7 protein-coding genes are annotated in these 11,990 nt (G+C 56.3%); 3 read left to right on the plus strand and 4 right to left on the minus strand.

The window, feature by feature from the left end; genetic code table 11:
• Positions 1-175: 175 nt before the first annotated feature.
• The 4 genes from OSO_RS0123945 to OSO_RS0123970 all read right to left on the minus strand — a co-directional run bounded on the left by OSO_RS0123945 (position 176) and on the right by OSO_RS0123970 (position 6,717).
• The gene (locus tag OSO_RS0123945; RefSeq protein WP_010585606.1) at positions 176-1,144 is read right to left on the minus strand and encodes an aldo/keto reductase; all 969 of its coding nucleotides are present in this window, start codon (positions 1,142-1,144) and stop codon (positions 176-178) included.
• A gap of 136 nt (positions 1,145-1,280) precedes the next feature.
• Positions 1,281-2,279: a hypothetical protein gene (locus OSO_RS0123950; RefSeq protein WP_010585607.1), complete on the minus strand. Its 999-nt coding sequence runs from the start codon at positions 2,277-2,279 to the stop codon at positions 1,281-1,283.
• A gap of 332 nt (positions 2,280-2,611) precedes the next feature.
• Positions 2,612-2,851 carry a hypothetical protein gene (locus OSO_RS50950; RefSeq protein WP_157605416.1) on the minus strand — a complete coding sequence of 80 codons (240 nt, stop codon included), beginning with the start codon at positions 2,849-2,851 and terminating at the stop codon, positions 2,612-2,614.
• Positions 2,852-3,366: 515 nt separating this feature from the next.
• A complete protein-coding gene (locus OSO_RS0123970; RefSeq protein ID WP_029247402.1) occupies positions 3,367-6,717 on the minus strand; it encodes a DEAD/DEAH box helicase in 3,351 nt (1,116 codons plus the stop codon).
• A 579-nt stretch (positions 6,718-7,296) separates the two neighbouring features.
• Here OSO_RS0123970 and OSO_RS48470 point away from each other — a divergent pair.
• The 3 genes from OSO_RS48470 to OSO_RS0123995 all read left to right on the plus strand — a co-directional run bounded on the left by OSO_RS48470 (position 7,297) and on the right by OSO_RS0123995 (position 11,925).
• Complete coding sequence (locus OSO_RS48470; RefSeq protein WP_010585612.1) at positions 7,297-8,382, plus strand: DNA polymerase III subunit; 1,086 nt, start codon at positions 7,297-7,299, stop codon at positions 8,380-8,382.
• 234 nt (positions 8,383-8,616) lie between these two features.
• Positions 8,617-9,453, plus strand: a complete 837-nt coding sequence (locus OSO_RS0123985) for a tetratricopeptide repeat protein (protein WP_010585613.1) — start codon at positions 8,617-8,619, stop codon at positions 9,451-9,453.
• A 1,017-nt stretch (positions 9,454-10,470) separates the two neighbouring features.
• Positions 10,471-11,925, plus strand: coding sequence for an efflux RND transporter periplasmic adaptor subunit (locus OSO_RS0123995; RefSeq protein ID WP_010585615.1), 1,455 nt, complete (start codon positions 10,471-10,473; stop codon positions 11,923-11,925).
• The last annotated feature ends 65 nt before the right edge of the window (positions 11,926-11,990 follow it).

Genomic DNA, 11,990 nt, shown 5'->3' on the forward strand with positions numbered 1-11,990 from the left:
CGGCATCCGCAAACGCGATTGGACTTCCGATCGCGTTTGCTGTTTGAAGAGACGGGGACAGGCACAATTCCCCGGTCCATTGGAATCCGCAGTGCGTCGACCGAAGCAACCCCTTCCGTTTGCCGCGGGAAAATGCGCCAGTCCCCGACCTGTGAACGGTTCCGGTTTTGCTTCCTTAAACCGCTGATCGCGACACGATGGGACCTCGATCCACAATGGCCTGATTGATCTGGTCGATTTGACCAGTCGTCAATTTCCAATCGAGAGTGCCCGCATTGTCACGAATCTGCTCCGTTCTCTTGGCACCGCACAGAGCGACAGTGATGCCCGGCCTTTGAATCGTCCAATTGAGAACGACTTGCGCGACGCTTTTCCCACAGTCCACGGCAATGGGCCGCAACCGATCGATGAAATCCTGATTCTGTTCCCATTCCTCTCCCGAGAACATCGGATACTTGCGGCGACCGTCTTTGGGATCGAACTCGAATCGACGATCAAGTTGACCGGCCAGCAATCCTTTCATCAGCGGCCAGTACACAATCACCGAGACGCCGTTCTCAACACACCAGGGCAACTGCGACGCTTCGATTTCACGCTGCAGCATGTTGTAGAGCGGTTGATAGGCCGAGATCGGGCAAACCGCATGGAATTCGACGAGCTGGTCACGAGTGAAATTCGAGACACCGACGCTGCGGATCTTTCCGGACTCGAGCAGCTTCCTAAAGGCACCGGCCGATTCGGCGAGCGGTGTCTTCGGGTCCGGCGCATGCAGGTAATACAGGTCAATCCGATCCGTCTGCAACCGCCGCAAGCTCTCATCACACTCACGAAACAAGGTCGCGGGTCGAGCATCTTTTGCTTGAACCGACCCTTCGTAGTGAATTCCCCCTTTCGTCGCGATCACCAATTGATCGCGACGCGGCCCCAGGACTTTCGCAATCATGGACTCACTCTCACCGTGATAGCCGTAGCAGTAAGCCGTGTCGAAGAAATTGAGACCACAATCAGCGGCCGCCTGGAGCGTCGCGAGGCTGTCCTGTTCCGTGACATTGATGCTGGTAATTCCGGCAATGGGCCAGCACCCCATTGCCAGGGGTGTCACCTGGATCCCGGTTCGACCAATTTCTCGCAGCGCGAACTCCATTAAAATTCCCTTCCAAAGTGAAGACTTGATTCGACTCCGTGGCGGACACTCAAGTTGCCGGGTGGCAACGACGGTCGCCGTTCAACGTCCACAGTATTCCCGATGAGATTCGACGCGTGTAATCGCCTGGCGACATTCAGGAATCAACGGGCAAACTCGCGGTTTCTTGCGGCGACGAATTTCCCAATCGTTGATCGATCCATTCGGGATCGACAAAGCGACGAAGTAACCAGCGCAAAACCTGTTCGACGCGCGCTGTAACAAATGCGGCGTCACGCGATTGCGCGTCGAAAGCCAGGTCGTCTCCAGTCACATCCGCGCTCGCGGTGCCGCCGACTGGTTGACATGCGTCCTTACCCCAGACGAATCCTTCAAGACGCAGTCTTACCGGAAGCCGCTCTTTTGCCAGCATGAAGTTCACGCGATCCTGGATTCGGCGAGCCCAGACAATTCCGAATGTATCGAAGAAATCGATCCAGACCTGGTCAAATCCCGTTTTCGCGACCGAACGACCAGAAAACCTGATGATCGCGACCGACACGACCATCAGGAGGGTGCAATAAAAACGTGTCGCCGTTCGATTCGAGAGCCAATTCGGACTTGAGGACGAACTGCACAGAACCAAGGCGCACAGCGAGCATCCGTACAGAATCGCGGGAAGCGTCTGGCGAGTACCGCAATAATTCCCAAGCCCCATGACGAGCACCAGACAAAACGCCGCCACCTGCGGTGTTTCCAGGTGCAATCCGTGCAATTCGCTTCCTTGAGTCCACAGCGTGATGACGGGCCAACCAAGCACCAGAAGCATGGGAAGGATGATAAATCCGTTCCAGACACGCGTCCCTGGACGCCTGGCCCCCAAAACAGTCATTGCAGGACATAGGGATAAAACCGAAATGGCATACCAGGCATGATCTGCGGCCTCAGACGAGATCGCAGCGAGGCATTGATCGGCGAACCACGTCACAACCCATAAAGTCGCTACGAGCAGGCTCCACGACCAGGCGCCGCGCAGTGTGGTTCCACGAATCCAGTGGCGTCCGTGGTAGACGTAACGCCAAGCAAGCAGCAAACCCAGCGAAATCGTGATGTGCCAATAGCTGTTCAAGGCGTGTTTACCCAGCAGAAACGTCACAAGTCGTCGCCCGCGAACAGTCTATCATCCCCCTCATCTTCCGCAGAGTCATCGTATCTGGCATCTTGGTCGACGGTCATCGGCAGATTCAAAAACGAGGGACGTTTGGGTGCGTTCGGGAAACGATGAAAGTCGAAAAAAAGGGTGTGACGCGAATTCGCTCCCCTGAACTGTGGCGTCCGCCAGACGTGGTGTTTGATCGGAGTTACCACAGTTCCTCACGTTCCCTCGGCCATGATGTACCTGGAGAATGCAATGAAGTTTGTTTGGATTTCCGCCGCGCTGGTCGCCTTGTCCAGCATGAACAGCGCTCAAGCTGGCCTGTTCCATCACTACAACAGCTGTTGTTCCGCTGCCCCTAGCTGTGCCGCTCCTGCTTGTGCTCCAAGCTGTGCTGCTCCAGCCTGTGCTCCTGCTTGTGCCGCTCCTGCTGCTTGTGCTCCAACGTGTGCAGCTCCTGCCACGACCTGTGCTCCAGCTTGTGCTGCTCCAGCTCCTGTTTCGTGCTGTGCTCCAGTCGCTTCGAGCTGCAACAGCTGCAACAGCTGCTGCAAGCCACGTTGCCATCGCATCCGTATGCCAAAGCTCTGCTGCCCCAAGATTCGCCTGCACCGACCACGTTGCGGTTCACTCTGTGGCACCTCGAGCTGTGCTCCTAGCTGTGCAGCACCTTGTGCTCCTAGCTGTGCCGCTCCTGCGACCAGCTGCTGCAACTGATTGACGATCGAATCCCCGCCGCATGACAAAATTAGACTTCAGTGCTGATGGCGTCGGTTGCGGGACCGTGAGACCTTGTCGAGGGAAGCTGACCACTTCCCTCGACTTGACTCTCGCGACGACAGTGATTCAGAGCTTGAATCCTCTCTGTCGTCGCTCGCTTCTCTGATTGACATAATTAAGGTGGCGACGCCCGTTGGGAGTCGACACCTTGATTGCATTTGCGGCACCGCACATCTGTGAACGACGCACTTGCAGACTGCGAACCGGGCACTTGCGAATGCTTCGCAAGCCCCGATCGAGTCTCTATCCATTACGCCAGCGGGTCACGGCCTGGACCTTATCCGCGATTCCCTTGAATCGTGTGAAGTTACGACAACAGCAAACGCAGATCGTCTGTCGTCAGATTCTGCATGATTGAGTTGTCTTGTTCCAGAATCGCATCGGCCAGTTCTCGTTTGGCCTGCTGCAGCTCAGCGATCTTTTCTTCCACCGTATTTTTACAGATCAAGCGGTAGGCAAAGACCTGTCTTGTCTGTCCGACACGGTGTGCTCGGTCGATCGCCTGCGTTTCGACAGCCGGATTCCACCACGGATCAAGAATGAAGACGTAGTCGGCCGCGGTCAGGTTCAAACCCAGTCCGCCCGCCTTCAAGCTGATCAGGAACACACCGCAGTTCTCGTCCGCCTGGAATCGCTCGACGCGTTCTTTACGATCGCGTGTCTGACCATCGAGGTATTCGTAGACGATTCCTTTTTTGTCCAGATGATGTCTGACAATCGACAACATACTGGTGAACTGCGAGAAGACGAGCGTTTTGTGCTTTTCTTCGAGCAATTCTTCGATGTGCGGAATCAGAACGTCCAGCTTGGCACTGGCATCTTCGGGCATCGAACGATTGAGCAGGGCGGGATGGCACGCCGCTTGACGGAGTCGAAGCAACGCTTCGAGCACATGCATGCGTGTCTTCGCGATCCCCTGTTCTTGAACCAGTCCCAGCAGCGATTCGCGATAGTGATCTCGCAATTCGTTGTACAACCGCTGCTGTTCGTCGCCCATTTCGCAGAAGATGGTCTGTTCCAGCTTTTCTGGCAATTCACTGGCCACACTCTGCTTGGTACGTCGCAGGATCAGCGGCCGCAAACCTTCGGCAAGCACACGTCGCGTTTCCTGATTGGTCGGATCGGCGGCGTGCTGTTTGAAGGCAGAACTGCGTCCGAGCATCCCGGGATTCAAGAATTCGAAGATCGAACACAGGTCTCCCAGATGGTTTTCGATGGGTGTACCGCTTAAGCCAACGCGATGTTTGGCTTGAAGCAAACGCACGGCCTTCGCCACCTGGGACGTTGAATTCTTGATCGCCTGAGCTTCGTCGAGAATGACGTAGTCAAACGACAATTCCTTGAGCAACAACACATCGCGCCGCAGCGTTCCGTACGTTGTCAAAATGAGATCGTACTTCGTGAAGTCATCACGGAACTTGGCACGATCCAGCCCCGCGTACTCCAAGACTTTGATTCCAGGCGTGAAGCGTTCGGCCTCGTGCTTCCAGTTAAACAACAGCGACTTCGGCACAACAACCAGTGACGGATTTCGCCGCTTGACGCGCAGTCGACGATCTTCGAGGAATGCCAGCATTTGAATGGTCTTACCGAGACCCATGTCATCCGCGAGACATCCGCCGAAATCAAATTCTTCGAGGAACTTCAGCCAGCCAATCCCTTCACGCTGATAGGGACGCAGCTCACCCTGGAATGTCGGTGGTTCACGTTCGGTCTTGATCCCGTCGAATGCCGCCAGGCGCTCACGCGTCTCGAGAAACTTCGTGTCGTAATCGACAGATTCTCGCGACGAAAGCAATGCATCAATGATGCTGACTTGAACGGCGCCGAATCGGAGATGCTCGCCTTCCGCGACGCCCAGTCCTGCCAGCAGACCGTACTTCTCGAGCCAGTCTTCGGGAAGAATCCCCAGCGACCCATCGTCCAGCACGATCGTACCGTCACCACGTGCCAGCGCCGCCAGCAATTCTGGAAACGTGACGCTGGCTCCATCGAAATTGACGTTGCCGTGCAGTTCGAACCAGTCGATCCCGGATTTGATCTGGAACTTCAAGTCGCCTGCCTGACGGACCTGTTTTCCATCCGCACGCACCTGCCAGCCTTCAGCCATCAGGCGACGGACCGCCGGCGCAAGATCGCGAGCTGCGATTTCGGCATCGTGCGCGCCGCGTTTCTGATCCAGCAAACGCCGGAATCCATAGTCCATCAATTGTGACCACGCTTCTGACTCGCGCACTTTGTCACGCACGAGACAGCGGCTGGCCGACCGCTGAACGATGGCCCATTGGCTGCTCGAGGCCCGGATGGGAAGCCCGTCGTAATCGAATTGCACTTCGGCCTTCAGGCGATCGCTGTGCCACCGTGATTTTCCTGGCGCATGAACGATCAATATCGGCTTTGGTTCGAGGATGACTTCGGTCAGCTTCAGTTCCGGCGGCAATTCCAGGCGGGGCAGGGCCGGCATGTCCAGCAAACGGTCCACCAACTCGTGCTCTTCCCCCGCAGGAACTTTCAAGTCATCCGAGCGGCGCAGCAACGCGACCCATGGATACGCGTCGAAATCCTGAAATGGATGAACCAATGTCGGCGTAATCGCCAAACCGCCAGGTACAACCAGCGCGGGGTCTTTCAGAGACAAGTGTTCTTCACCGCGGCGCAGCGAGCCACGAAGTTTCCACACATTCTCGACGGGTTCAAATGCCACTGTGAGGCACAGTTCCCACAAGCCGCCTTCGTCCCAGGAGAGCGTCTCGGTCACGCGTTCGTCATCACCAAGCAGCCGAATACGTCCGGTCGCACAGATCGCGGGAAGAAGCAATTGGCACAGATCATGAGGCAGCCGATAGCGATGCGCCGCGAGACTGTCCGTCACGGGCCCCGTCATCGTGCTGCGGTCCGGTGTCCCACCAACCAGGTGAGCGAGAATTCGGCGATCTTCATCGTCATCGATATCTTCGAACTTGCCGGGCTTCAGCTTGAGTGGCTTTAGCTTGCCCCATTCACCGTTCGATCGGCGCTGACGATGTGAGGTTTGAATAATGACCAGACCCGCCTCTTCGCTGGCGACGGCGTCAATCTCATAAAAAATCTGCCGTTCGCGACCGGCGGAGACAGACGTGCTGGCGGCGTCTTCGCCTTGCATGGCCTTGCGTAGTTCGCTGAGCCGTGATTCCCACTCGCGGAGGCGCGGCACGGCCGCGGCTTCGAGTTCGGCACGAATGGATTCACGCTCGGCACGTTTCTGCGAACGACTGTTGCCCGATCCATTCGACGTGTACGCTTCTTCGTCGTCTTCGTCCCAGTCATCGAGACCGAAATCGAGCGGGTCTTCTTCAACGGCAAACGGGGGAATGTATCCCTGCTTGGCCGCCCCGCCGATGTAGTGCCCCGCGTCCGCCGCAAGAATTGTCGCCCAAAGATGCTTGCAGTGCGGGTTGCCACTCTTATTGGCGTCTGTCCCCACGCAGTTGCACGACATCTTGAGTGCGCCATTGTCGCGACTGAGCTGTGTTTGATACTCAACTCCGTCCCGAACAACTGCAAACAGATGGTCGCTTGTCACGCGGATGACAGCAACTCGTTCCGCCTGAATATATGCAGCCCCTCGGAAACGAATATCTCCGCGAAACTTGCCTTCCAGCAGTTCCGACAACGTCATGAACGCGTCCCTGTCCCGATCAAAGTATACGAGTGTCCGTTTCGCACGCTGGCGCTCGGCGTCAACAATTCGCGCGAGCAAGGCAACTTAACCGATCCGGTCAAACGTGGGTAGTCATGACACCACGCTGGAAACGTGTGATCAGGTCCGCTGACTCAATTCGCGAATTCTGGCAAGCCCAATTGTCGGTGCGGGACGAAAATAAGGTGCCAATTTTTGCACTTCGGCTCGCCACGAGCGACCGAAAATGCGTCAGGAAAATGTTCGGCCTCGTTTGCGTGAAGCAACTTCCTGAATCCGGCCCATTCAGGGAAGATCTCTTCCCATTCAACGCCGATTCCGATCACGAAAGCTGTCGCACATCTTTGTCCAGCCATTTTCCTGAACCGTTATTGTATCATATCGTTTCGACGGATCGCAGATCGTGCAGGAATTCGGCATGTGTGTGGCGTGTTGATTTCTTCACAGATTACGATCGTCAGACCTTGTTCTGTGCCAGTCCAAGATGCATATCGATTTCCTAATTGGCAATGGAACTCGAACGGAACGGCTTCCCTTTGACACGACTCGGAAACATCAATGTCGATCTGGTCTTCACTACGCGGGCATGACGAACAGCGAGACATGTTTCGCCGGACCATCGAACGTCGGCGATTGTCACAAGCATACCTGTTCGTGGGACCAGCCGGGGTCGGCAAACACCAATTTGCACGACGACTGGCGCACGCACTGCTTTGCCTTCGGCGTGGCGAGGATCCCTTGGAACCATGTGGGCAATGCGCCGGCTGCAAACCATTTCTTGCGGGGGCGAATCCCGACTTTCTGTACGTGGGCTGCCCCGAAGGAAAGCGCGAGTTCCCTATTGCTCAACTCGTCGGTCCCGAAGAGCGCCGGGGTAAGGAAGGGCTTTGCCACGACATCTCGTTGGCGCCGCTACCGGGGTCACGCAAAGTCGCGATCGTTGATGACGCAGACACCATGAACGAGTCCAGTGCCAATGCGTTCCTGAAGACGCTTGAAGAGCCGCCCGATCGCGCGATCCTGCTCTTGATCGCTTCAAACCTGGATGCGCTGCTGCCCACGATCCGCTCGCGCTGTCAATTGGTCCGCTTCTCACCGCTGACAACGGAAGATGTCCAGGCACTGCTGCTTGAGCAGGACCTGGTTCAATCTATGGAAGACGCCCGGTTCGCCGCCGAACTGAGCGAAGGCAGCCTGTTCACGGCACGGCAGTTAATTGAACCTGAATTGCGAAAACTCAGAACTCTCCTGTTTGCTCAACTCGCGAAAACGGACTTCAGCGGGCTGGGACTTTCCAAACAGCTTCAAGAAGGGCTGTCTGAAATCAGCAGCGACACGGCCGAACAACGACGAAACGGTCAGTGGCTCATCCGATTTGCGGTCGAGTTTTTCCGTACGGCACTTTGGCAGTTGCAAGCGGTTGAGTCCTCTTCAGCGCCGACTGATCCAGAAATCGCCAAATTCGCGAAACGCCTGAGCGAGCAATCGAACGCCTGGGAATTATTGGGGGCCTCGATCGATCGTGCCGTCGACGCGTCGCTCAACATCGATTCCAACGTACCCGTCGCCTTAAGCTTGGACAGCCTGTTCGACGATTTGGCCCGCCTGAGCCGCCGCTCGCAACCCACTCGATCCCCAGTCTGATTCTGGGCTTGCGAACGGATTCTGGGTTAGCGAAGCCGTTTTCACGCGGATCGCAGGACTTGCAAATCAGCAGGCCCCCGACTACCATCACAAAACTGAGACTGAGTCTCAGTGTCAACAAAAGCAAGCCAGCACAGGCGACGCCAGCCAGCTTCAACGCGATTTCGGGATGCCTCGACGAAGAAGGCACGACGAGAAACCCTCAAGCACCATTCGGACAAAAGGTGAATCGGGATGGCAACACAAATCGAGATTGTGCAACAACTCTCAACCATGACCTCTCGCGGCGCGCTACAGGCTGCACGGGAACTCGCTGCTGAATCGCTTGTGAAATTCCCCGACGATGGTCGCTTGTGGGAAATTGCGGGCCTGCTGGATCATGCCAAGGGTGATCCGGACTCGTGCGAGCGCCGACTGGAAACGGCTCAAACGCTCACTCCCCTGCGCCCGGCCGCATCATGTGGCCTCGCGGACGCGTATCGGCACTTCGGAAGAAACGCACTCGCGAAGGATTTGTACGCGCACGTTGTGACGCTTGATCAAAGCTCGATACGGCTCTGGCAATACTGTGCTCTGCGTCTAGATGAAATCGGGGCTGTCGCCCAAGCGGTCGATGCCGCCCGTCGAGTCGCGGCCGCGCAACCCGAGAACGCGCAATCCATCTTTGAATTCGGCTACTATTTGAGTCGCTTCGGCACCGCATCACAGCTCGTCGCAGCCGTCATGAAGCAGGCCATTTCACTCGCACCCGACCAGGTTTCGTATCGATTGGGCCTTGCGGATTTGTTGTTGAGTACGGGAGACCGCAGCGCCGCGTTTGCCTGGATTCAAGGATTGTCCGCTCGACAGATCGAGCAATTGACCTGCCCGTGTTGCCTCGAACGACTCGCTCGCCTTTTCGAATCGGGGAATGACTGGGTCCGCGCACATGCCTGTCGAGTCTGGATCGATCGCCATTCCGTCAACGAGCGCCCCACAGCACGATTTTCGTCGTCTTTCTTGATCCAAGAGTATTTGCTCGAAACAGACGGTCTGCGGCAGGCGACCTCAGCCGCTGCTCTGCGAGCCTGAATCGCAGGATCGCACCCGATTTCCCTTGCGCGCCTCCGAAGAATGAGGACAAAAACGGGGTCCGGATCGATACTACGGAAGGGGCTGCTGGCGAACTTGCGATTGACACTCCCGAGTAATCCGACACAATCCTGAATCGTGTCTAACGGGAAATGCCAGTGAATCGTTTGTTCGCGATTTTGATGCTCATCCAATTCGTGGCACAGCACTTTGCGTGTTGTTGCACCGGCTGTGGCAATGCGCCTCAAAAACCGGTTGCGGCCACGAATGTTTCCAGGACCGACAACGTTCCGTGTCCGCGTCGACACTGTTGCCAGCAGCATCGAGATCGACACACACAGGCGCAGTCAAAAAACACTGCCGCACCCTCACGCAATCGCGGCGATCACTCGCAGGAAGGTTCGCAGCACCATTTGTGCTTCGCGAGCCATATTGTCTTCAACGCAACCTCGAGGGCAATGGTCACACCGTCTGAACTCTCGAGCGGCGAACTCATTCTGCCTCCCGACGGACGCTGTCGGAAACTGCTGAAGTCTGTTGCATCCTGTCGAGATTTGGTCGACATGGATCACGTGAGTTCCCACTGCCACGAGCGTTCGCTGCTCGGTGTCTACCGCATCTAGTGGCGCAGCCACTCTGTCCTGACTGGTTCGCGAGTCACGCCGATGGCGCTCGCGGATCTGCTCTCGACGAGTTTCCTCGACGTGTCAATTGAGGTGTTGAGCTCCCTTTAATGGGCGATCGGACCCGTTTCGACCGTACAAATTGTCGTGTTATCCAGGACGACACGTTTCTGAATACAACACGGACATCGCGAGCGACACACCATCGCGCGATCTCCGTGTGACACTACCCAAAGGTTCTGACGGCTCGCTTTGCCACCAGGTTGACAGGTTTATTTGGCGGCGATCGTTCGATCATCCCTCGATCTAACAGGCTTCCGTGACGACAAACACCGTTGACCATCGCCAATACAGACTTTTCTTGTTCGAATCTAAATTAGTGAGACTCGCCCTCATGTCACACAAACTCAAGCTCGCGGCGGTCGCGACCGGAATCCTTGTCGTGGGCGGCGTTGCTGCCGCGACACGTGATTCGTGGCTTCCACTGCTGAATCATTCTGCTGCCGCAACCGCGTCATCAAACGACGGACACGCTCACGATCACGAGGGGCACGACCATCATGATCACGAGAAGAGCAGTCTTTCCCTATCGGAACAGGCACGAACGAACCTAGGCCTCGAAACGGGCAAAATCGAGCTGCAAGACTGGTGGCGATCGATTCCCATTCCAGGAATTGTGAGCGAGCAACCAGGACACAGTGAACGTCGGATTACAACCTCGTTGAATGGGATCATTGGAAAGGTATTTGTCTTTCCAGGACAAACGGTTCACCCGGGAGACCCGTTATTCTCGTTGCAGTTGACCGGAGAACTACTGACAACGACCCAGGCATCACTCCTGAGAACACTGCAGGAACTGGAACTGCTTGAAATCGAAATGAAGCGGATCACCCCGCTGGTCGAAAGCAACGCCTTGCCGGCCAAAGCGAAACTGGAAAAAGACTACGAAAAGAAGCGGCTAGAGTCACAGCGATTGATCCAGATGCAAGAACTGCTTGTTCGGGGACTGGCCCCCGAACAGATCACACACATCATCGAAACAAAAACACTGATCCGCGAATTTACAATCCGTGTTCCCGGCGGACAGACAATCGACGCAGAAGCGCGAGAATTCAGTCCCGGCAGTCGAAGTTCTGTGATTCCGATTGGCCTGCTGAAGCATCTACCGGACCAGGAAAGCACGGACGAGTCGAAACTCGTCTACACGATTGAAGCGATCGGAACCTTTCCTGGGAAGCTCGTTCAGCCCGGCGACGAATTGTGCGATCTTGCCCTGCATACCAAACTCGACATTGTCGGAAACGCATTCGAAAAGGAAGCGCCGATCATCGCCCATGCGATTCAGGAACGCTGGCCGGTGCGTGCCATCTTCGAAGTGACGGCCGGTGATCCTCTGATTCGGGAGGACCTGAAGATTCGATTCGCCGAGAACACCATCGATACGGTGACGCGAACCTTGCGGTTTCATATTCCTCTGGTCAACGAAGTGATGGGCGATCAAGAAGGTGACCACGGAATCGTTTATCGATCGTGGCGTTTCAAACCTGGCCAGAAGGTCCGCTTGATGGTTCCGCTCGAGCACTTGAAACAACAGATCGTGCTTCCCGCAGATGCCGTGGTGAAGGAAGGCGCCGACGCATACGTGTTCCGCGTCAACGGCAAATTGCTGGAACGAGTCCCAGTTCAGCTTGAATTCCTCGACTCGCGCGAAGCGGTGCTCAAACGTGACAGGTCACTCGCACCGGGCGATTTCGTCGCGTTCAATCAGGCGTATCAACTCAACCTGGCGCTGAAGAAAAGCCAGGGTGGCGGAGGCGGCGGCCATAGCCATGAAGGACACAATCATTAGTGCCACAGCCACTCTGAACGGGCATATTCGCGAGCATCGCCTGCAGGTTTGCGGCCCTGCTCGCG

The organism is Schlesneria paludicola DSM 18645 (assembly GCF_000255655.1).
GTDB lineage: Bacteria > Planctomycetota > Planctomycetia > Planctomycetales > Planctomycetaceae > Schlesneria > Schlesneria paludicola.

What these genes read in the sequence shown, in the direction of transcription:
- OSO_RS0123995 (WP_010585615.1), top strand. Translation starts at nt 10,471, where the DNA reads ATGTCACACAAACTCAAGCTCGCGGCGGTCGCGACCGGAATCCTTGTC.
- OSO_RS50950 (WP_157605416.1), bottom strand. Translation starts at nt 2,851, where the DNA reads ATGCGATGGCAACGTGGCTTGCAGCAGCTGTTGCAGCTGTTGCAGCTC.
- OSO_RS0123970 (WP_029247402.1), bottom strand. Translation starts at nt 6,717, where the DNA reads ATGACGTTGTCGGAACTGCTGGAAGGCAAGTTTCGCGGAGATATTCGT.
- OSO_RS48470 (WP_010585612.1), top strand. Translation starts at nt 7,297, where the DNA reads ATGTCGATCTGGTCTTCACTACGCGGGCATGACGAACAGCGAGACATG.
- OSO_RS0123985 (WP_010585613.1), top strand. Translation starts at nt 8,617, where the DNA reads ATGGCAACACAAATCGAGATTGTGCAACAACTCTCAACCATGACCTCT.
- OSO_RS0123945 (WP_010585606.1), bottom strand. Translation starts at nt 1,144, where the DNA reads ATGGAGTTCGCGCTGCGAGAAATTGGTCGAACCGGGATCCAGGTGACA.